This is a genomic window from Streptomyces sp. NPDC050997 (assembly GCF_040660135.1).
Lineage (GTDB): Bacteria > Actinomycetota > Actinomycetes > Streptomycetales > Streptomycetaceae > Streptomyces.
The window spans coordinates 115754-137464 of sequence record NZ_JBFAGK010000008.1 but is presented as its reverse complement, the minus strand read 5'-3'; the positions used below and the strand labels follow the sequence as shown (position 1 = coordinate 137464).

The window sequence follows — 21711 nt, the reverse complement described above, 5'->3', positions numbered from 1 at the left end:
GCAGGGCAGTCACGGCCCCCCGGTCACGTCTGGGGTCTCCCTCTTCATCAGGACGTAGCCGTGGGTGGAGTCCTCGACGGTGTATGTGGCGCGCGGGTGCAGCTGCTTGGCGTACTCCTCGGCGTCGGACAGCCACTTCCTGTTGTTGTCCACGGCGATGAAGTCCGGTGCGATCCCACGGGTGTTGCCGACCCAGAACACCCGGCACCGCGAGGTGAGCCGGCTGATCGGACCGATGTTCGCCTCCACGCTCGCCCCGTCCGGAATCCGCGCCAGCAGCCGCTCGACGGCCTTCACCCCGGCCGGCTTGCCATAGGCGTCCGGCTCGCTCAGCGCGGACATCGGCAGGGTGGTGGTCAGCGCCAGCGCTGCCGCGACTACGGCGGTGGGCGCGTGATGGGCGTACGAACGCAGCCGGGGACGCGGGCTGCTCCCTACGACGGTCAGGGCGTCGGCGAGCGCGAGGGTCACCACCGGCATGAGGACGGCGCTGTAGTGCCAGTCCGTGCCCCAATAGCTCGAGTCGGAGGAGACGAACCGCCAGCCGACCGTCGGCAGGGCGACCAGGAGGAGCGGGGAACGCAGGGCGAGCAGACCGCTGGTGGGGATCAGCAGCCAGGCGAGCGTACGGAGTTTCGTGTCGAAGCCGTCGAAGGGGTCGCCGCCCGAGCCGCCGACCTTGTCCCAGTAGCCGTACGCCCCCGTGGTGTTGAAGGCCGGTATGACCAGGGTGAGCGTGACGACGGTCGCGGCCACCCCGAGGACGGCGACGCCGAGCGCGGACCACGCGGTCCGCGGGGACGTACGCCGGGCGCGTATCGCGACCACCACCGCGATCGCGGCCAGCGTCATCCCCAGGTCCTCCTTCACCAGGACGAGCGGAAGGGCCCAGCACAGGGCGCGACGCCACCGCCCGGCGAGCACGGCCTCCAAGGACCAGGCGATCAGCGGGACCGCGAAGCAGATCTCGTGAAAGTCGAAGTCGACCGCCCGCTGAAGGCCCCAGGACAGTCCGTACGCCAGCCCGAGCGCGAGCCCCCGCCGCCGCCCCAGCAGCGCCCCGGCGGCCCGCGTGACCGGCACCGCGGACACCGCGAACAGGGCGGCCTGCGCAACGAGGAGGGTCACGGGGGAGGGGAAGACCCGGTACACCGGGGCGAGCAGCGCGGTCACCGGGCTGAAGTGGTCCCCCAGGATGTCGGACCCCGGCCCCTTGAGATCCGCCACCGGCACCCGCAGATGCGCGTACGCCCGTATCGCCTGCTCGAAGATCCCCAGGTCCCAGGAACGGCTGGCCATGTGCCGGTACCGGAAGAGGGACACCGCCGTGTAGGCGACGAAGAGCGCCCCGGCCAGCAGCCACGGATCCCGTCGGCCGGGACGAACGAGCCGGTCACGCGGGGAGTACGTGACCGGCGCCGATATGAGGGGACGCGGGGACGTCGACGGCAGAGCGGGAACCGGCATGTTGGGCCTCATGAATCGGGGCGGGGTGTGGGCCGAAGATTACTGGGCGTAAGTGGAGGCGGAGATCTCAGCCCGTCCGGCGTTTGAGGACAAGGCCGTTCAGGCCGAAGGGGTCCACGAAGAGGTCCAGGGGGCGCAGCCCCCGGTGGGGTCGAAGGGGCGGCGCCCCTGGGGGACGGGACGGGTAGGGGCGGCGGGGGCGAGACACACCGAGGGCCACACCGGCCACGCGCACCGGGGGCGAGACACACCGAGGGCCACACCGGCCACGCGCACCCCGCGGGGGAGGTTATCCACAGGCCCCGACGTCCGCGACGGCGTCGTCGTACGCTGGAGACCCCCCGGCCCCTAACCCGCGTCGGGCGATTCGCGTTGCCCACCCCCGGACGAAAGCCGCCCCCGAATGAGCCTGCACGGTCTGCTCGACGCCGTAGTCAAGGACACCGCCCTCGCGGAAGCGATCACCGCGGCCGCAGACGGCAACCGCATGCACGTCGACCTGGTCGGTCCCCCCGCGGCCCGCCCCCTCGCGGTCGCCGCCCTGGCCCGCGAGTCCGGCCGCCCGGTCCTCGCGGTGACGGCGACGGGCCGTGAGGCGGAGGACCTGGCCGCGGCCCTGCGCTCGCTGCTCCCCCCGGAGGGCGTCGTCGACTACCCGTCCTGGGAGACCCTCCCGCACGAGCGGCTCAGCCCCCGCAGCGACACCGTGGGCCGCCGCCTCGCCGTCCTGCGCCGCCTCGCCCACCCCCGCCCCGACGACCCCGAGACCGGCCCGGTCTCCGTCGTCGTGGCCCCCGTCCGCTCCGTGCTCCAGCCGCAGGTCAAGGGACTCGGTGACCTGGAACCGGTCGCTCTGAGGACCGGTCGGACCGCCGACCTCGGCCAGGTCGTCGACGCCCTCGCCGCCGCCGCGTACGCGCGCGTGGAGCTCGTCGAGAAGCGCGGCGAGTTCGCCGTCCGCGGCGGCATCCTCGATGTGTTCCCGCCCACCGAGGAACACCCCCTGCGCATCGAGTTCTGGGGCGACGAGGTAGAGGAGATCCGCTACTTCAAGGTCGCCGACCAGCGCTCCCTGGAGGTCGCCGCGCACGGTCTGTGGGCCCCGCCCTGCCGCGAACTCCTGCTGACCGAGGACGTCCGCACACGCGCGCGTGACCTCGCCGAACAGCACCCGGAGCTCGGCGAACTGCTCGGCAGGATCGCCGAGGGGATCGCGGTCGAGGGCATGGAGTCCCTGGCGCCCGTCCTGGTGGACGACATGGAACTCCTCCTGGACGTCCTGCCCAAGGGCGCCATGGCCGTCGTATGCGATCCGGAGCGGGTCCGCACGCGCGCGGCGGACCTCGTGGCCACCAGCCAGGAGTTCCTGCAGGCGTCCTGGGCGGCCACCGCGGGCGGCGGCGACGCGCCGATCGACGTCGGCGCGGCCTCCCTGTGGTCCATCGCGGACGTCCGGGACCGGGCGCGCGAGCTGGACATGATGTGGTGGTCGGTGTCGCCGTTCGCGGCCGACGAGGAGCTCACGGGGACATTTGCCGCTGACGCGGCGGGGGACACCCTGAAGCTGGGCATGCACGCCCCGGAGACCTACCGCGGCGACACCGCCAAGGCGCTCGCCGACACCAAGGGCTGGCTGGCCGACGGCTGGCGCGCGGTGTTCGTGACCGAGGCGCACGGCCCGGCGGCCCGCACCGTCGAGGTGCTCGGCGGCGAGGGCATCGCGGCCCGCCTGGACGCGGAGCTCGGAGACATCGAGCCGTCCGTCGTGCACGTGGCGTGCGGCTCGATCGACTACGGCTTCGTGGACCCGGCGCTGAAGCTGGCCGTCCTGACCGAGACCGACCTCTCCGGACAGAAGGCGGCCGGCAAGGACGGCGCCCGGATGCCCGCCCGCCGCCGCAAGACCATCGACCCGCTGTCCCTGGAGGCGGGCGACTACATCGTCCACGAGAACCACGGCGTGGGCCGCTACATCGAGATGGTGCAGCGGACCGTGCAGGGCGCGACCCGCGAGTACCTGGTCGTGGAGTACGCCCCGGCCAAGCGCGGCCAGCCCGGCGACCGCCTCTACATCCCCACCGACCAGCTGGAACAGATCACCAAGTACGTCGGCGGCGAGGCCCCCACGCTGCACCGTCTGGGCGGCGCCGACTGGACGAAGACGAAGGCCCGCGCGAAGAAGGCCGTCAAGGAGATCGCGGCCGACCTGATCAGGCTGTACAGCGCGCGGATGGCCGCCCCCGGGCACGCCTTCGCCCCGGACACCCCCTGGCAGCGCGAGCTGGAGGACGCCTTCCCGTACGTGGAGACCCCCGACCAGCTCACCACCATCGCCGAGGTCAAGGAGGACATGGAGAAGACCGTCCCGATGGACCGTCTGATCTGCGGCGACGTCGGCTACGGCAAGACGGAGATCGCGGTCCGGGCCGCCTTCAAGGCCGTCCAGGACGGCAAGCAGGTCGCCGTGCTCGTGCCGACGACCCTGCTGGTGCAGCAGCACTTCGGGACGTTCTCCGAGCGCTACTCGCAGTTCCCCGTGAACGTGCGGGCACTCTCCCGCTTCCAGAGCGACACCGAGGCGAAGGCCGTCCTGGAGGGCCTCAGAGACAGCTCGGTGGACATCGTCATCGGCACCCACCGCCTGTTCTCCTCGGAGACCAAGTTCAAGGACCTGGGCCTGGTCATCGTCGACGAGGAGCAGCGCTTCGGCGTCGAGCACAAGGAGCAGCTGAAGAAGCTCCGCGCGAACGTGGACGTGCTCACCATGTCCGCGACCCCGATCCCCAGGACCCTGGAGATGGCGGTCACCGGCATCCGCGAGATGTCCACCATCACCACCCCGCCGGAGGAGCGGCACCCGGTGCTGACCTTCGTCGGACCGTACGAGGAGCGGCAGATCGGCGCCGCCGTCCGCCGCGAACTGCTGCGCGAGGGCCAGGTCTTCTACATCCACAACCGGGTGGAGTCGATCGACCGCGCGGCGGCCCGGCTGCGCGAGATCGTCCCCGAGGCCCGCATCGCGACCGCCCACGGCCAGATGTCGGAATCGGCCCTGGAACAGGTGGTGGTCGACTTCTGGGAGAAGAAGTTCGACGTACTGGTGTCGACCACGATCGTCGAGTCCGGGATCGACATCTCCAACGCGAACACCCTGATCGTGGAGCGCGGCGACAACTTCGGCCTCTCCCAGCTGCACCAGCTGCGCGGCCGCGTCGGCCGAGGCCGCGAGCGTGGGTACGCGTACTTCCTCTACCCGCCGGAGAAGCCGCTGACGGAGACCGCCCACGAGCGCCTGGCGACCATCGCCCAGCACACGGAGATGGGCGCCGGCATGTACGTGGCGATGAAGGACCTGGAGATCCGCGGCGCGGGCAATCTGCTGGGTGGCGAACAGTCCGGCCACATCGCGGGCGTCGGCTTCGACCTGTACGTCCGCATGGTCGGCGAGGCGGTCGCGGACTACCGCGCCTCCCTGGAGGGCGGCGTGGAGGAGGAGCCGCCGCTGGAGGTCAAGATCGAGCTCCCGGTCGACGCGCACGTCCCGCACGACTACGCCCCCGGCGAGCGGCTGCGCCTCCAGGCCTATCGGTCGATCGCCTCGGTGAACTCCGAGGCGGACGTGAAGGCCGTACGCGAGGAACTCGTCGACCGCTACGGCAAGTTGCCCGAACCGGTGGAGAACCTGCTTCTGGTGGCGGGCCTGCGGATGCTCGCTCGCGCGTGCGGCGTCGGCGAGATCGTCCTGCAGGGCACCAACATCCGCTTCGCCCCGGTCGAGTTGCGCGAGTCCCAGGAACTGAGGCTCAAGCGGCTGTACCCGGGCACCGTCATCAAGCCGGCCGCGCACCAGGTGCTGGTCCCCCGCCCGAAGACCGCGAAGGTCGGCGGCAAGCCGTTGGTCGGGCGGGAACTGCTCGGCTGGGTGGGGGAGTTCCTGACGTCGATCCTGGGGTCGTAGGCCTTCCCGGCAAGGAGATCAGGCCACCGGACGTACCCGTGCGCCGGTGGCCTGGCGCAGTGCCGCCGCCAGCCTGTCGCGTACGGCGGCCTGGGCGGCGATGCGATCCTCCAGCACGGCGAGGCGCTCGGCGGCGACCCGCAGGGCCTTGTCGGAGGGCGGCCCGGCGGTGACGTCACCGTCCAGGCACGGCAGGAACGCCCATACGTCGTCGAGGGTGAGGCCGGCGTCCAGGAGACGGCGGATGTTGCGGACGCGGACGGTCGTGGCAGGTTCGTAGAGCCGATAGCCGTTCGCGGCACGCTCGGAGGTGATGAGCCCCGCCTGCTCGTAGTGGCGCAGCGCCCGCGGTGTCGTGCCGGTCTCCTCGGCCAGCTCGCCGATCCGCATTAGGTGCTGTGGGCGGGGCTGTGACATGAAGTCCAGTCTTATGCGACGACGGCTCCGCCGTCCACCGGGAGGATCACTCCGGTGATGAACGAGGCCTGGGGCGAGGCGAGTTGGCTGATCGCCCAGGCAACCTCCTCGGGACGGCCGACCCGGCCGAGCGGGGTGTGGTCGAGCTGCCACTTACGGATCGCGGCACGCTGCTCGGGGGTGTAACCCGAGTGGTCCGCGATCGGGGTCTCGATGGCGCCGGGGGCCACGGCGGCGACGCGGATGCCGTGCGGGGCCAGTTCCACCGCCCAGCTGCGGGTGAGTAATTCCAGGGCCGCTTTCCCCGCCGCGTACAGGGAGTTACCGGGCCAGCCGCGCTGGCCGACGGACGTCGTCACGTTCACAATGACACCGCGGCTCTCCTCCAGCGCCGGGAGCGCGGCCTGGGTGAGCAGCACGGGGGCGAGCAGGTTCGTCGCGAGCTGGGTGTGCGCTGACGCGCGCGTGTACGTGCGCAGGGACTCGGTGGTGACGATCGCGGCGTTGTTGACCAGGACGTCGAGACGGCCGTACCACTCCAGTGCCGTACGGACGATCGTCTCGGGGCCGTCGTCGGCCGTGATGTCCATGGCGAGCGGAGTGATGCGGGCTTCGTCGTACGCGGCCGTCTCCGCGAGCGGCGTCTCGCGCCGGCCGACGGCGACGACGTGTGCGCCCTGCGCGGCGAAGGCGTGGGCGGTGGCCCGGCCGATTCCCGTGCCGGCGCCGGTGACGAGGACGGTTCGAGGCGGGTTGGGGTTGCCGTTGGTGTTGCCGTTGGTGTTGCCGTTGGTGTTGCTCGGCGGCGTGTTGGTGTCCATGGGGTGATGCTCGAACCCTGCCGCCGGTGTCAAGGTCAAGTGCGGCCGCTCAGGGGCGTCAAGGGACGTCAAGGGAGGTCAAGGGAGGTCAAGGGAGGTCAAGGGGCGTGAAGGGACGTCACAGGGCGCGGAACAGCGTTGCCGCGAGGGTCCGGAACACCTCCTCGGGATCCTTGTCGCCCACCGCGGCGTCCAGGTTGTGGCCGAGGAGCAGCGTGGCGAAACCGTGGGCAAGGGACCAGGCGGCCACTGAGGCGAGACGGGCGTCGACGCCGTAGTCCTCGGACCGTACGGCGGCGACCGCGTCGCGCAGGGTGTCGGTGGCGAGGGCGCGGGCGGTGGTCAGTTCGAGGTCGTCGGGGCGCAGCAGTTCGGGCGCGAACATCACCGCGAAGTGCGCCGGGCGCGCGCGGGCGAAGCGTACGTAGCGCACGCCCGCGTCCTTGAGGTCCGACGCCTCCCGCAGCGTGTCGGCGAGCAGCCCGAAGCCTTCGGCCGCGATCGCCGTGAGCAGCCCGGTGCGGTCCTTGAAGTGGTGGGCGGGCGCCGCGTGCGAGACGCCGGCGCGCCGGGCGAGATCGCGCAGGCTCAGCGCGGCGGGGCCGTCGGCGGCGATGACATCGAGCGCGGCGGCGAGGATCGCGCGGCGCAGGTCGCCGTGGTGGTACGGGCGGTTGCCGGGCTTCGTTTCCGTGGGGGCCATGGCAAGCAGCGTACGCCGGATCTAGGCATTGACAAGTTGGGGGCGGCTCGGGCAATCTTGTCAGTGTCAAGTTGTGCGGGCGGGAGCCGAGCGTGTGGAGAACAAGGCGAGGAGGCGCGTCATGTCGGAGTACGGCGGTGAGGCCGCGGGGGCGGCGACCCTGGGCGAGGGCGGTGTGGAACTGTCCCGTGTGCGTCAGCTCTGGCACCTGCTTGAGCCTCTGCACGCGGTGCTGTACTACGCACCGGAGGTCTTCGAGGAGGCGGCGGCTCTGGGGTATGAGGTCCAGGAGCGCTGGCCGACCTACTTCCCGTATCGCGCGGCCCCGTTGGGGGCGGTGGGCGGTGAGCGCGTGACGTCCGCCTTCTACGGCTTCAGTCCGCGCATGGTCGCCGAGCACATGGCTCCCGCGTGGGGTATCGCGAGCCCGGAGGTGATGGTGGCGGCGAGAACACGCGGCGTGGACCGGGCCTACCGCGCCATATTCGGCGACCGGGCGGACAGCCCCGAACTGGCCGAGGCCGCCGCCCTGGCCCGACGCGCGGCCGAGTCGGCGAACACCGCGGGCCGTCCCCTGGCCGCGGCCAACGCCGAGTTGGAATGGCCCCAGGCCCCGCACCTCCAGCTATGGCACGCGGCGACGATCCTGCGGGAACACCGTGGCGACGGCCATGTCGCCGCCCTGCTGGTGGCCGGCCTGGACCCGGTGGAATCACTGGTGTCCTTCGCCGCGATAGGTGCCGCCAGCGCCGAGCGCTTCGAGAGTCGGGGCTGGACCGCTGCGGAATGGACGGCGGCCCGGGAGCGTCTGTCCGTGCGCGGCCTGGTCGACGCGGACGGCACGGCCACGGACGCGGGCCGCGCACTGCGCCACCGCGTCGAGCAGGACACCGACCGGCTCGCCGCCGCCCCCTGGCAGGGACTCGGTTCGGACAGCACAGCCCGACTCGCCGACCTGCTGGGCGAGTTCTGGGTCGCCGTCCTGTCCTCGGGACTGCTGCCCTCGGAGACGACACTGGGAATCGGAAAGGTGTGAACGGCGAAGCCGCCCGCGGGATGTGGGTCTGCGCGAGCGGCTTCCATTTCCAACGTGATTCAGCGGACCGGTCAGCCGCCGAGGCCGCCGGGTCAGCCGCCGGGTCCGGCGCGGACAGGCCTCACGGCCCCCCGTGAGTCTTCGGCCCTACGGCTGCTCGGGCCGGTCGCGATCCATACCCATCTGGCCTTCGATGCGCTGCTGCGCGTCGTCGACCTGACTCTCGTACTTGTTGCCGGTCTTCTCGTTGGCCTTGCGTTCCGCGGCGTCGGACGCGTCCTTGGACTTGCTGCCCTTCGCCTGGTGCTTGAATCTGTCGAAGATGCCCATCCAGAGCTCCTTCCGGAGGCGACTCGCAATCGACGATACGCCCGACACCTGAGGAATGCGCTTTTAGGCCCCATATGGTCTGGACCTCTTGGCCGCTACCGTGAGAACAGCGAGAACCGCCCGTGCGGAGGCGGAACCAGGAGGCAGGGGAGGGGCGCATCATGATGCGTCTGAGGGGCGGGGCGCGTTCCGCCGTCATGACCGGACTGGCCGCGTGCGCCACCATGACGCTGGTCGCCGGATGTGAGGGCCTCGACACGAGCGGCTCCCTACCGGAGAGCGGCGCGCCGGCACCCGCGACGGACGGGCGATCCGTCAGTCCCCTGAAGAATCCGGACGGCACGAAGCCGGGCCTCGCACCCGTCACGAGCGAAACCGACGAGGCCACGGCCCGCAAGCTCATCGAGAGCCTGCGGACAAAGGGCCGCGGCCCCAAGACGGGCTACGACCGGGACGAGTTCGGCTACGCGTGGATGGACACGGCTGACGGTGTCCCGCTGGCGCGGAACGGCTGCGACACCCGCAACGACCTTCTCAAGCGCGACGGCCGGAGTCTGCGCTTCCGCTCCGGCTCCGACTGCGTGGTCATCGCCATGACCCTGAATGACCCGTACACCGGTACGACCATCCAGTGGCGCAAGCAGAAGGCCACCGAGGTGCAGATAGACCATGTGGTGCCGCTCTCCTACAGCTGGCAGATGGGCTCCTCGCGCTGGTCGGAGGACAAACGCAAACAACTGGCCAACGACCCTCTCAACCTCATCCCTGCCGAGGGCCGCGCGAACTCGTCCAAGGGCGACTCCGGCCCCGCGTCCTGGCTGCCGCCGAGCAAGCAGATCCGATGCGCCTATGTGGTCCGCTTCGCGCAGGTCGCCGTCAAGTACGAGCTGGCGGTGACCGCGCCGGACCGGGAGATGATGCTGACGCAGTGCGAGGAGTGAGGCGGCGACAGTGCGGTCGCGGGCGCTGAGGGCGCCGCGGGTTTCGGGGTGCTGCGGGCCTCGGGGTGCTGCGGGCTTCGGCGAGCGATCGGTGACACTCACCGGAGGCCGGGCAGCCTCCGCACCTCATCGACCCGCAGCAGACGGGCGAGACCGAGATAGCCCAGCGCGATGGTGACCGTCCCTGCCACGAGGGCGAGCGCGGTGGACCAGGTGCCCGAATCGGTGAAGGCGGCACAGGCGCGCGCGGCGACCCAGCCCAGCGCGGCGGCGAGACCGGCGGCGCACAGCAGTTTCGCGTAGGTGCGACGCAGGGTCCCGTCGTCGAGACGGCCACCGACCTTCCGGCGCAACAGCCGTGCCGTCAGGGCGAGTCCGGCCAGATACGACAGCGTGTAGGCACCGGCCATGCCGGTCACCGCCCACCGCACGGGCAACACCACCTGGCACACCGTGGCCAGAGCGATGTTCACCGCGGCGATCCAGCAGGCCATGAAGAACGGGGTACGGGTGTCCTCGAAGGCGTAGAAACCCCGCAGCAACAGATACTGCGCGGAGAACGGGATCAGACCGAGCCCGAACGCCTGCAACATCTGCCCGAGCGGCTCGGCGGAGGCGGCGTCGGCGGTCCCGTGCGCGAACAGCAGCACGGCGAGCTGCGGCCCGAGCGCGACGAAGAGGAAACCGGCGGGCACGATCACGACACCGCTGACCCGCAGGGCCCGCGCGAGATCCGCCCGCAGATCCCCGATCCGGCCCTCGGCCACGGCCCGGCTCATCCGCGGCAGCAGCGCGGTCACCAGCGAGACGGTGACGATGGACTGAGGAAGCATCCAGATGGTCTGCGCGTAGGTGTAGGCGGTGTAGCCGACGCCCGACGTCGGCAGCTTCCGGTCGGCGCTGTTGGCGAAGTTGGTGACGACCGTCAGGGAGACCTGGTTGGCCAGCACGAACAACAGCGTCCACTTGGCCGCGTGGATGCCCGAGCCGAGGCCGGTGCCACGCCAGTCGAACCGCGGCCGGAACCGGAACCCGGCGGCCCGGGCGAACGGAACCAACGCCAGAGCCTGCACGGCGATGCCGACGGTGGTCCCGATGCCGAGCAGCCGCACCTGCCCCGCGGTGACGTCCTCCACCCCGCCCGGCACGGTCATCAGTCCCAGATAGGCGGCGAACATGCCGATCAGTACGACGTTGTTGAGGACCGGTGTCCACATCATCGCCCCGAACTTCTCCCGGGCGTTGAGGACTTGGCCGAGGATGGCGAACACGCCGTAGAAGAAGATCTGCGGCAGCAGGAACCGGGCGAAGACCACCGTCAGTTCGAAGGACTGGTGATTGCCGGGTGTGTCCCGGACGTACACGCTGACGATCTCCGGCGCCGCCCACACCGCCAGCGCGGTCCCGACACCCAGCACGGTCAGGACGAGGGTCACCAGGCGCTGTTCGTAGGCCCGCCCGCCGTCCGGGTGCGTGGCGCGGGCCCGCACCAGCTGCGGTACGAGGACCGCGTTCAGCGCTCCGCCGATGAGCAGCGTGTAGAGGCTGGTCGGCACGGTGTTCGCGGTGTTGTACGTGGTCGCCAGCAGACCCGTGCCGAGCGCCGCGGCCTGGAGCACCGTACGGATCAGTCCCGTCGCCCGCGACACGATGGTGCCCGCCGCCATGAGCAACGAGGACCGGGCCAGGCCGGCGGTGGTCGCCGACGCGGACTCCGATACGGCTTCCGATACGGCCTCTGTCGTGGCGTTCCCGGGTGTCGCCCCCGTTCCCGCCCCCGATCTCGTCCCCGCTGTCTTCCCCGTGGTCCCCGCCCCCTCCAGCATGCCGCCAACCTACGTCGCCGAGATCCACGGACACCAACCGGCCGGAGCCGCACGGCTGTTGGGAACAGGGCGAGAAATTCTGATGCCCCCCACCCGCACCCGGCCTACGGTGACCGTATGGAGCTGAAGGTGTCGAGTCTCGATGCGGCACCCCTTGTGACGAGCGGGTCAGGAGGTCTTCTTCCAGTCCTGGCAGCCCGACGTCTTGAAGTACGCGTCCGAGGAACTGATCGTCACGACGGCCGTCCCGGTCACGTTGTTGTTCGCGATGATCGACTCGAGTGAGTGCTCGGCGTCCTTCTCGCGCTCCCAGTAGCAGGAGTCGTCGGTGTTGCCCGTCGACTTGTAGGTGCCCGGGGCGATGTCGGCGCCCACTCTGAACATGCCGCCGTCGCCGGCCATCTTGGTCGCGGGGGAGCCCTTCGCCTTCAGGTCGACGGCCTCCCAGTCCGCGCAGTCGCTGGACTTGAAGATCTTGTCGCCGGCCTTGACGGTGACGTAACTGGCGCCGCTCACATTGTCGTTGGCGAGCAGCGAGTTCATCTCACCCGAGGCGTCCTTGGCCCGCTCCCAGTAGCACATGCCGTCGCTGTTGCCGGTGGTGCGATAGGTGCCGGGCTTGATGTCCGAGCCGACCTGGAAGTCGCCGTCCCCCGCGAACGCGGCCTTCTTCTTCGCGGTCTCGGTCCCGGCCTTGGTCTTGGCCTTGGTGTCACCGGTCTCGCGGTTCGCGGACGCCGAGGAACCCTTGCCGTTGTTGCCGGAGTCCTCGTCGTTTCCATTGCCGTCGGCGTTCGCCGAGACGACCCCGATGACGACGACCCCCACGACGGCGCCCAGAACGAGCTTGCCCTTCATGCCCATGACTGTGTCCCCTCCCAGCACGGCGACCGCCGTCCTTTTCGGCTGTCGCTCGTTCGCTGGGTCAATAAGAACAGAGTCTGTGAACCGAGTCAACACGATTCACAAGATATCGCGTGTACACGGCTGTGAATGAGTAGATCTTGCGTACGTCGGTATGCTCGGCGACACACACGGGACAAGGGCTGGCGTGAGGGGAGCGGGGCGAGTGCAGGACAACGCGACAGAGGTGACCGCCGCCGGAATCGCACGGCTCGCGGGCGTCGGCCGCGCCGCCGTCAGCAACTGGCGGCGCCGGCACGCGGACTTTCCCAAGCCGGTCGGCGGCACCGAGACCAGCCCGTCCTTCGCACTCGCCGAAGTCGAGGCGTGGCTGCGTCACCAGGGCAAACTCGCCGAGGTCCCGCTGCGGGAACGGGTCTGGCAGCAACTCGCCGGCCATCCCGGGGGCCCGGTCACCGCCCTCGCCCACGCCGGCTGCGTCCTGCTGCTGATTCACGACCGCCCCACGGTCTGGCTGGAGGTGAGCGCGGGCTCGGACGAACGCCTGGCCGCGATGCTGCCGCGTGCGCTGGAGCAGGTGCTGACACCTCGGTTCGGTTCGGTCCGGGGCGGCTGGGGTGTTCACGGCGGAGCTCCTGGCAGCTTGGGCCCGGGTGTTCACGGCGGCTCGCCCGCAGGATCGGCGTCGGCTGTGAACTCTCCGTCTGCTGTGAACCCGTCGGGGCTTGTTCACCCCACGTCCGGCGCGAGGGACTCGGCGGCTGTGAACACCCCCACCGGCCCCGACCTGCTCCCCTCCGCCCCCCTACTCCGCGGAGTCGCCGAGCTCGCCGCCGAGCTGGGCGCCCGGCAGACGTTCGAGTTCCTGCTGGGCCGGCACCTCGACGCCAACCCGCGCCAGTACACGCTCACCCCCGCCGAACTCGCCGGTCTCATGGCCGACCTCGCCGGACCCGCTCTCACCGTCCTCGACCCTGCCTGCGGTACCGGCGCCCTGCTGCGCGCCGTCGCCTCGCGCCCCGACCAGGAGTTGTACGCCCAGGACAGCGCCCCCGACCTCGCCGCGCTCGCCGCGCTCCGGCTCGCGCTGCACTCCCGGGCCGCCGTACGCGCCGCCGCCGGCGACACCCTGCGCGCCGACGCCTTCCCCGGGCTGCGTGCCGAGGCCGTCCTGTGTCATCCCCCGTTCAACGAGCGCAACTGGGGCCACGACGAGCTCGCGTACGACCCCCGCTGGGAGTACGGCTTCCCGGCGCGAACCGAGTCCGAGCTGGCCTGGGTGCAGCACGCGCTCGCGCGTCTCAAGGACGGCGGTACCGCCGTCGTGCTCATGCCGCCGGCTGCCGCGTCCCGCCGTTCCGGCCGTCGTGTCCGCGCCGACCTGCTGCGCCGGGGTGCGCTGCGTGCCGTGATCGCCCTGCCGGTGGGTGCGGCGCCGCCGTACAACATCCCGCTCCACCTGTGGGTGCTGCACCGGCCCGACAAGGCGCCCGCACAGCCCGAGGTGCTGCTCGCCGACGCGGGGCAGTTCGCGACCGAGGGGCGTGGCGGGCCGGACTGGCGGGCCGTGCGGGACGTCGTGCTCGACGCCTGGCGGGCGTTCGACCGGGCCGGCACCCTTCAGGAACGTCCGGGGCTGGCCCGTTCGGTGCCGGTCATCGAACTTCTCGACGACGACGTGGACTTCGCCCCGGCGCGTCACCTGCCGCCGCCCGCGGCGACCGACGGCGCGGGGGCGCTCACGGCCGTGCGCGAGCGCCTCGGTGAGACGCTCCGGCTGACCACCGACCTCACCCCGCCGCCCGCCGACACCGCCCAGCCCGCACCCCGGTGGCCGCTCACCACCATCGGTGAACTCGCCCGCGGGGGTGCCCTGGTGATGCGTACCGGCGGAAACGGCGGCCACGCGCGCGTGCCCGTGCTCACCGACCACGACGTCCTCGCCGGAACGGCTCCCTCCGGATCGCTTCCGGCGAGCGACGAGGAGGCCGTACTGACCGCACCGGGCGATGTCGTGGTGCCGGTGCTGGGCGGAGGCTCGGTGGCGCGCGTGATCGACGACGCGACCGGGGGCGCCGCCCTGGGGCGCAACCTTGTGCTCCTGCGCCCCGATGCCACAGCGCTCGACCCGTGGTTCCTCGCCGGGTTCCTGCGCGGCTCCGCCAACAACCGGCAGGCCAGCAGTTACGCGTCCACGGCCACGCGTCTCGACGTGCGCCGCCTCCAGCTGCCCCGGCTCCCGCTCGACGAACAGCGGCGCTACGGGGCGCGGTTCCGCGCGCTCGACGAGTTCGAGCGGGCGCTGAGGCGCGCGGGCCGGCTCGGGGAGCAGCTCGTGCGCGGGATGTACGACGGCCTGACGGACGGTACGGTCGCGCCCCACTGACTCGCCCCACTGACCCGCCCCACGAACCCGCCCCACTGACCTCTCGGCCGGGGCGATGTGATCGGCATGACAACGGTTCGGTACAACCCAGGACCGCTTGTCGGTGTCGGCCTATACGCTCGAAGCGACAATCAAGCGACCGGCGTTGTCCCGTACCGGACAGTGCCGGTCGACCACGTACCCCTCACTTCAGGGATCAGGAGCAGCCATGCAAGGCCACGGCTACGCGCAGCCGGTGAGGCAGGCCCCGCCGACCGGGTTGCTCGTCTTCCTGCGCGTGCTCTTCGTGGTGATCTCGGTGATGAGCTTCGGTCTCCTGATGTGGACGATGATGGTGCGCCTGGCCATCGTGACCCGCAGGGCGCTCGACTGGTGGCTGTGCGCGGGGGTGATCGTGGCGGAGGTCCTCGGCCTCTACCTGCTCGGTTCCGAGCCGGGCGACGAGATCCACACCCCGGGCGGCTGGATAGGTCTGGCCTTCCTCCTGGGCACCCTCGTGGCATCGGTCTCGTACTACCTCGCGGCTGACGTACGCCACTTCCACCAGCTCCGCTTCGCCGGCTACGCCCCGCAGCGGCCCCCGGCACCGGCGTACGGCTACCCCCAGGCCCAGGCCCAGGCCCAGTCGCCGCCCCGGCCGCCGTACAACGCGGCGACGGCCCCGCAGGCCCCGATCCCTCACAGCCCGCCGCCCCGGGCACCGATACCGCAGCCGTCCGCACCGAGCGCCGCCGCCCAGCACGGCCCGGTCCCGCCCCCGCCACCGCAGCGCCCCGCGCCCGCCCGCATCGACCAGGTGCGCGCCGAGCTCGACGAACTCAGTGACTACCTGCGCCGGCAGGACGGCCACCACGACGGCAACCACGAGGGCGGAAAGTGAGCGTGACGACGGGACGCGTCGTCGCCGGCCGCTATGAACTGTCCACGCTCATCGGGCAGGGCGGCATGGGCCAGGTCTGGACGGCGTACGACGGGAGGCTGGACCGGCGCGTGGCGGTGAAGCTGCTGCGCCCCGACAAGGTGGCCGGTCAGGAGGCGGAGGAGCTGCGTCGGCGGTTCGTGCGCGAGTGCCGGGTGACCGCGCAGGTCGACCACCCGGGGCTGGTCACCGTGCACGACGCGGGCAGCGAGGGCGAGGAGCTGTTCCTCGTCATGCAGTACGTCGACGGCGCGGACCTCTCCGACCACCTCGCCGAGCACGACCCGTACCCCTGGCAGTGGGCGGTCGCGGTCGCCGCGCAACTGTGCGCCGTGCTGAGCGCCGTGCACGCGGTGCCGATCGTCCACCGTGACCTCAAGCCGCGCAACGTGATGGTGAAGCAGGACGGCACAGTCACCGTCCTCGACCTCGGCGTCGCGTCCGTCATGGACACCGACACCACCCGCCTCACGCACACCGGTTCACCCATCGGCTCGCCCGCCTACATGGCGCCGGAGCAGGCGATGGGCGGCGCGGTCGGCCCGTACACGGACCTGTACGCACTCGGCGTACTCCTGCACGAACTGCTCAGCGGCGACGTGCCGTTCGCGGGATCGACGGCGCTCGGTGTGCTGCACCGGCACCTGTACGAGCCGCCGCTGCCCGTGCGCCGGATCCGCCCCGAGGTGCCCGAGGCGCTGGAAACACTCGTCCTGCGCCTGCTCGCCAAGGACCCGCAACACCGCCCGGCCTCCGCGCAGGACGTGTACGAGGACCTCGCGCCGCTGCTGCCCGCGCGCGGGATGCCCACAGGGGCGCCCCTCGACCCGACCCGCCCCTTCCTGCGCCCGCACGCCCCCTGGCCGGACCGCGCGCGTACACCCGCGCCCCAGCCCGCCCCTGTCTCACCGGTCGCGCCCGCCGCGGAGAAGCCCGATGTCGCGCGTGCCGTCGACGAGGTCAAGCGGCTCCTCGGCGAGGGCCGCATCACCCAGGCCGTCGACATCCTCGGCGCGATCCTGCCCGCCGCCGCCGAGCAGCACGGCGAGCGCTCCCCGGTCGTACGCACCCTGCGCAAGCAGTACGCGGCCACGCTCATGGACGACGGCCAGTACCGGCGCGCGCTGCCCGAACTGCGCCGCCTCGCCGACGAACGCGCCGCCGAGTCGGGCCAGTCCGATCCGCAGTCCCTCCGCTTCCGCTACGAGGCCGCCCAGTGCCTGGAGCAGCTCGGCGAACCGGCGGCGGCGCTCGCCGAGTACCGCGCGCTGCTGCCGTACTACGAGAACCAGTACGTGGCCGGCGATCCAGAACTCGCCCACGACGTGCGCCGCCGCATCGGCCACCTGCTCCTCGCCCTCGGCGACCGCGCCGCCGCGCACGACACCCTGGCCCGCCTTCTGCACGACACGGAACGCCTGCACGGACCCGGACACCCGCTCGCGACGGAGATCCGCAGGACGCTGCAGTGGCTGGGACAGGTACGCGGTTGAGGCCGACGCGGTTGAGGCCGACGCGTGGGCAGGCCGACGCCGAAGGCCCGCGATGGCTGGATTTTGCTCCTCCCCGAAGGATTCTTGTGCTCCTCCGGGGGCGGTGTTTCCCGAACAGGGGTACGGCGCGGGATAGGTTGCGATCCGCTTCCCGCGCGGCGCGCGCCCCTGCTGCGTGCCGCGCACCTCTTCGTATGCCTTCGTAAGTTTCGTACGCCGTATGCGCCCCGGTCGCGCATCGGTCGTGCACGTCAGGTCCGCGCGCCGTGCGCGCCTTCCGTCACGCGACGCCTCCCGGTGAGGCGTCGTGCAATCAGGGGTGGGGTCACTCATGTCCAGCCATCGTCAGTCCAAGAAGCGCAGATACGTCACCTGGGCCGTCGCCGGTGCCGCCGTGGTCGCCGGAGCCGGCATCGCCGCGCAGACCTCCATGGCCGCCACCGCCTGGCCCGCCCAGCGCACCTACACCGGCCGTGCCTTCGACACCTGCGCCGCGCCCTCCCTGTCCGCGATGAAGGCCTGGAACACCGGCTTCTACGGAGCCGCCGCCGTCTACATCGGCGGCAAGAACCGCGGCTGCTCCCAGCCCAACCTCACCGCCTCCTGGGTGAAGTCGGTCAGCACGGCCGGCTGGAAGCTCATCCCGCTCTACGTCGGCGCCCAGCCGTCCTGCCAGACCGGTTCCAGCCCCGAGAAGCTCACCGCCTCCACGGCCGCGTCCCTCGGCGCGAAGGACGCCGCCGACGCGGTGGCGAAGGCATCCGCCCTCGGCATGAAGGCCGGCAGCCCGGTCTACCTGGACATGGAGCCGTACGACATCACGAACAAGGCGTGCGACGACGCCGTGCTCACCTATGTGCGCGCCTTCGACAAGGCACTGCGCGCGAAGACGTACCGCAGCGGCTACTACGGCTTCACCAGCTCCAGCGCGAAGGCGATCGCCAAGGCCACGGACAAGACGGACCTGCCGGGCAACATGTGGTACGCGCTGTGGGACAAGCAGAACACCACGACGGCTGACTGGCCGTTCGGCGCGACCCAGTTCACGAACCACAGCCGGGCCCACCAGTACATGGTCAACAGCAAGGAGACGCGGAACGGCTACACGATCACCGTGGACCGCGACGCGTGGGACGCCCCGGTGGCCATCACCGGCTGACCGCTCTACCCGGCGGTGAGGCGCGGCGGTGCCGGAAGTCCTGGTGAATCGTTGGTCGAATGGGTTGGCCAGAGCCTGCCCACTGCCTAACATCGATCATCGCAAGACCTTGTGCACCGTCGCACAATCTCCTCGGGAGGTTTCCTTGCACCGCCGTCGCCGTCGCACCGCGCTACTGCTCTCCGCCGCGATCGCCGCGGCCCCCCTCCTCACCGCCTGCGGAAACGACGCGCATCCGGGCGCGGCGGCCGTCGTCGGCGACCAGCGGATCACCGTCGCCCAGCTGGAGAACCGGGTGAGCGAGGTGCGCGACGCCCAGCGGGCGGCGGTGCCGGACGAGGCGCAGTACCAGCAGGTCATCGCCAAGACGGGCACGCTCGCCCGCGACACCCTGCACAACATGGTCCTCGACCGGGTGCTGCACCGTGCCGCCGACGACGAGGGCGTGACCGTCAGCCGCCATGAGATCCAGCAGATGCGGGCCGGCCTGGAGCAGCAGACCGGCGGAGCCGAGGCGCTGGAGACGGCCTGGCTCCAGGAGTACGGCATCGCCCCGGAGCGCCTCGACGACAACCTCCGTCTCCAGCTGGAGGCCCAGAAGCTCGCCGCCAAGCTCGGCACCGACACCCGCGACCCCGCCTTCTGGAGCGCCCTCACCAAGGCGTCCAAGAAAATCGGCGTCGATCTCAACCCGCGCTACGGCACCTGGGACGTGGAGAAGAGCAGCCGCGTCGACTCGAAGACGCCGTGGGTACGCGAGGTCACGGCGGCGGGGAGCCAGCAGACGGCGTGAGGGGCGCTGCGAGGGGCGCCGCTAGGGGCTGAGGGGCGCGTGACGATCCGGCGCGTACATCCTCCACACGATGGATGTTCATACGATCGCACTGTCACCCCTCGCCTGTGGACAACCTGATCGCCTCCTCGGCGGCGTGCGTTAGCTTCGAATCGTGAACGCAATCAGGCCCGAAGCCGCCTCGACCCCAGGTCATCCTCCGGACGCCACCCCCGCCCCCGGCCGTGTCGTCCTGCTCACCACCAGTCACCGCGTCGCGCCCGGTCTGCTGTCCTGGCCCGCCTGGCAGGCACTGCACGCCGCCGACCGCGTGCTGTGCGCGGACGGCGCGCATCCGCAGCTGCCGTATCTGCGTGAGGCGGGGACGGCGGTCGACGAGGCGTCGCCGACCGCCGAGGAACTGGTCGCCGCCTGCGCCGGGGGGAAGACGGTGGTCGTGGTCGCGACCGGCGAGGGCGAGCCCACCCTCACGGACGGCCTCGCCCGCCTCGCGGGTTCCGGCCGCGTCCCGATGCCGGACCTGGAGTTGCTCCCCGCCTCGTACGACCTTCCGGGCGCCCGCCTCCTCGACCTCGTCCAGGTCATGGACCGCATCCGCGCCGAGTGCCCCTGGTCGTCCCAGCAGACCCACCAGGGCCTGGCGAAGTACGGCATCGAGGAGGCGTACGAACTCGTCGAGGCCATCGAGGAGGGCGACCGCGACGAACTGCGGGAGGAGCTCGGCGACGTCCTCCTCCAGGTCGTCTTCCACGCCCGCATCGCGGAGGAGGGCCGCGCCGAGGACGGCGCCGACCCCTTCTCCATCGACGACGTGGCCGGCGGCATCGTCGCCAAGCTCATCCACCGCCACCCGCACGTCTTCGGCGACGAGACGGCGACGACCCCCGAGGAGGTCAAGGAGCACTGGCTCCGCACCAAGGCGATCGAGAAGCGCCGCGAGTCGGTGACGGACGGCATACCTCTGGGCCAGCCGGGCCTCGCCCTGGCCGCGAAGCTGGCGTCACGAGTGCGCACGGCGGAGCTCGACGTACCGCTCCCGACCGGCGAGGGCATCGGCTACGAGCTGCTGACCCAGGCGGTCCGAGCGGAAGCGGCCGGAGTGGACCCGGAGGCCGCACTGCGCGTCGCCGCCCGGGCCTACCGGGATGCGGTAAGGGCCGCCGAGGGACTCGGCACGCAGGGCCTGTCCCACGATCCGGATACCGTCAAGGAGTGACCGACCAGCCCACCTCCACGAACCCCGCCCCGGAACTCTTCACCTGGGAGTTCGCCACCGACCCCTACCCGGCGTACGCCTGGCTCCGGGAACATGCCCCCGTGCACCGGACGAAGCTCCCGAGTGGCGTGGAGGCATGGCTGGTCACCCGCTACGCCGACGCCAAGCAGGCCCTCGCCGACCAACGGCTCTCGAAGAACCCGGCGCACCACGACGAGCCCGCGCACGCCAAGGGCAAGACCGGTATCCCCGGTGAGCGCAATGCCCAGTTGATGACCCATCTGCTCAACATCGACCCGCCGGACCACACAAGGCTCCGTCGGTTCGTGTCGAAGGCGTTCACTCCGAGACGGGTCGCCGAGTTCGCCCCTCGGGTGCAGCAACTGACTGACGACCTGATCGACGCGTTCGTGGAGAAGGGGAGTGCCGATCTGATCCACGAGTTCGCGTTCCCCCTCCCCATCTACGCGATCTGCGACCTGCTCGGCGTCCCCCGCGAGGACCAGGACGACTTCCGGGACTGGGCGGGCATGATGATCCGTCACGGGGGCGGGCCACGCGGCGGTGTCGCCCGGTCGGTGAAGAAAATGCGCGGCTATCTCGCCGAACTCATCCACCGCAAACGCGAGGCGCTCCCCGCCGAGAGCGCCCCCGGTGAGGACCTCATCTCCGGGCTCATCCGAGCCTCCGACCACGGCGAGCACCTCACCGAGAACGAGGTCGCCGCGATGGCCTTCATCCTGCTGTTCGCCGGGTTCGAGACCACCGTCAACCTCATCGGCAACGGCACCTACGCCCTGCTCACCCACCCCGACCAGCGTGCCCGGCTGCACCAGTCCCTCGCCGCCGGTGAACGCGGCCTCCTGGAGACCGGCGTGGAGGAACTCCTGCGCTACGACGGCCCCGTCGAGCTCGCCACCTGGCGGTTCGCCACCCAGCCGGTCAGCATCGGCGGGCAGGACATCGCGGCCGGCGACCCCGTGCTCGTCGTACTCGCCGCCGCGGACCGGGATCCGGGACGGTTCGCCGAACCGGATGTGCTCGATCTCTCCCGGAGTGACAACCAGCACCTCGGATACGGCCACGGCATCCACTACTGTCTCGGCGCGCCCCTCGCCAGGCTGGAGGGCCAGAGCGCGCTCGGCACGCTCCTCACCCGTCTCCCGGACCTGCGACTCGCCGTGGATTCGGCCGATTTGCGCTGGCGTGGCGGGCTCATCATGCGGGGACTGCGCACGCTGCCCGTCGAGTTCACGCCACGTGATCGAGCCCCCCACCTGCGTAAAGGTGACAGGCCCTCCACTCTGTGATCTTCACGTGATCTACGCGGCATTAACTTGTGACAAGTGATCGTCTGCCTATACGTTCACGGATCAACGCGG

General features: G+C 71.1%; 17 protein-coding genes. 10 read left to right on the top strand and 7 right to left on the bottom strand.

Translation table 11 applies throughout. The features are described from left to right. Positions 1 to 9: 9 nt before the first annotated feature. Positions 10 to 1467, bottom strand: coding sequence for a DUF2079 domain-containing protein (locus tag AB0H86_RS20230; RefSeq protein ID WP_362440095.1), 1458 nt, complete (start codon positions 1465 to 1467; stop codon positions 10 to 12). 403 nt (positions 1468 to 1870) lie between these two features. Here AB0H86_RS20230 and mfd point away from each other — a divergent pair, with 403 nt between their 5' ends. Beyond that, the gene (gene mfd, locus AB0H86_RS20225) at positions 1871 to 5425 is read left to right on the top strand and encodes a transcription-repair coupling factor (protein WP_362440092.1); all 3555 of its coding nucleotides are present in this window, start codon (positions 1871 to 1873) and stop codon (positions 5423 to 5425) included. A gap of 18 nt (positions 5426 to 5443) precedes the next feature. On the opposite strand, the gene AB0H86_RS20220 is transcribed toward mfd, so the two are convergent. The 3 genes from AB0H86_RS20220 to AB0H86_RS20210 form a co-directional block, all read right to left on the bottom strand. Next, positions 5444 to 5815 carry a MerR family transcriptional regulator gene (locus AB0H86_RS20220; protein WP_362440671.1) on the bottom strand — a complete coding sequence of 124 codons (372 nt, stop codon included), beginning with the start codon at positions 5813 to 5815 and terminating at the stop codon, positions 5444 to 5446. Positions 5816 to 5853: 38 nt separating this feature from the next. Then, the gene (locus AB0H86_RS20215) at positions 5854 to 6663 is read right to left on the bottom strand and encodes an SDR family oxidoreductase (protein WP_362440089.1); all 810 of its coding nucleotides are present in this window, start codon (positions 6661 to 6663) and stop codon (positions 5854 to 5856) included. Positions 6664 to 6781: 118 nt separating this feature from the next. Then, entirely contained in the window at positions 6782 to 7366 is a 585-nt protein-coding gene (locus tag AB0H86_RS20210; RefSeq protein WP_362440086.1) for a TetR/AcrR family transcriptional regulator, read from the bottom strand. A gap of 121 nt (positions 7367 to 7487) precedes the next feature. Here AB0H86_RS20210 and AB0H86_RS20205 point away from each other — a divergent pair, with 121 nt between their 5' ends. Next, positions 7488 to 8402, top strand: a complete 915-nt coding sequence (locus tag AB0H86_RS20205; protein WP_362440083.1) for a hypothetical protein — start codon at positions 7488 to 7490, stop codon at positions 8400 to 8402. Between the two features lie 147 nt (positions 8403 to 8549). Here the strand turns inward: AB0H86_RS20205 and AB0H86_RS20200 are convergent, their stop codons facing one another. Then, complete coding sequence (locus AB0H86_RS20200; protein WP_362440080.1) at positions 8550 to 8732, bottom strand: Rv0909 family putative TA system antitoxin; 183 nt, start codon at positions 8730 to 8732, stop codon at positions 8550 to 8552. A gap of 164 nt (positions 8733 to 8896) precedes the next feature. On the opposite strand from AB0H86_RS20200, the gene AB0H86_RS20195 reads away from it, so the two are divergent. After that, positions 8897 to 9673 (top strand): HNH endonuclease family protein, encoded by a 777-nt coding sequence (locus AB0H86_RS20195; protein ID WP_362440668.1) that lies wholly within the window; start codon positions 8897 to 8899, stop codon positions 9671 to 9673. Between the two features lie 98 nt (positions 9674 to 9771). Here the strand turns inward: AB0H86_RS20195 and murJ are convergent, their stop codons facing one another. Continuing rightward, positions 9772 to 11499, bottom strand: a complete 1728-nt coding sequence (murJ, locus tag AB0H86_RS20190; RefSeq protein ID WP_362440077.1) for a murein biosynthesis integral membrane protein MurJ — start codon at positions 11497 to 11499, stop codon at positions 9772 to 9774. 168 nt (positions 11500 to 11667) lie between these two features. Beyond that, on the bottom strand, positions 11668 to 12363 hold the full coding sequence (locus tag AB0H86_RS20185) for a hypothetical protein (protein ID WP_362440074.1): 696 nt from the start codon (positions 12361 to 12363) through the stop codon (positions 11668 to 11670). A 205-nt stretch (positions 12364 to 12568) separates the two neighbouring features. Here AB0H86_RS20185 and AB0H86_RS20180 point away from each other — a divergent pair, with 205 nt between their 5' ends. From AB0H86_RS20180 to AB0H86_RS20150, 7 genes are all read left to right on the top strand, one after another. Continuing rightward, positions 12569 to 14749: an N-6 DNA methylase gene (locus AB0H86_RS20180; RefSeq protein ID WP_362440071.1), complete on the top strand. Its 2181-nt coding sequence runs from the start codon at positions 12569 to 12571 to the stop codon at positions 14747 to 14749. 208 nt (positions 14750 to 14957) lie between these two features. After that, positions 14958 to 15629 carry a hypothetical protein gene (locus tag AB0H86_RS20175; protein ID WP_362440068.1) on the top strand — a complete coding sequence of 224 codons (672 nt, stop codon included), beginning with the start codon at positions 14958 to 14960 and terminating at the stop codon, positions 15627 to 15629. 38 nt (positions 15630 to 15667) lie between these two features. Next, the gene (locus tag AB0H86_RS20170) at positions 15668 to 17161 is read left to right on the top strand and encodes a protein kinase (RefSeq protein ID WP_362440665.1); all 1494 of its coding nucleotides are present in this window, start codon (positions 15668 to 15670) and stop codon (positions 17159 to 17161) included. 331 nt (positions 17162 to 17492) lie between these two features. Continuing rightward, positions 17493 to 18320: a glycoside hydrolase domain-containing protein gene (locus AB0H86_RS20165; RefSeq protein WP_362440066.1), complete on the top strand. Its 828-nt coding sequence runs from the start codon at positions 17493 to 17495 to the stop codon at positions 18318 to 18320. 145 nt (positions 18321 to 18465) lie between these two features. Then, positions 18466 to 19113, top strand: a complete 648-nt coding sequence (locus tag AB0H86_RS20160; protein WP_362440063.1) for a SurA N-terminal domain-containing protein — start codon at positions 18466 to 18468, stop codon at positions 19111 to 19113. 163 nt (positions 19114 to 19276) lie between these two features. Beyond that, positions 19277 to 20329 (top strand): nucleoside triphosphate pyrophosphohydrolase, encoded by a 1053-nt coding sequence (locus AB0H86_RS20155; protein ID WP_362440662.1) that lies wholly within the window; start codon positions 19277 to 19279, stop codon positions 20327 to 20329. Beyond that, positions 20326 to 21639, top strand: coding sequence for a cytochrome P450 (locus tag AB0H86_RS20150; RefSeq protein ID WP_362440060.1), 1314 nt, complete (start codon positions 20326 to 20328; stop codon positions 21637 to 21639). The genes AB0H86_RS20155 and AB0H86_RS20150 overlap by 4 nt, the downstream gene beginning before the upstream one ends. Positions 21640 to 21711 lie beyond the last annotated feature (72 nt).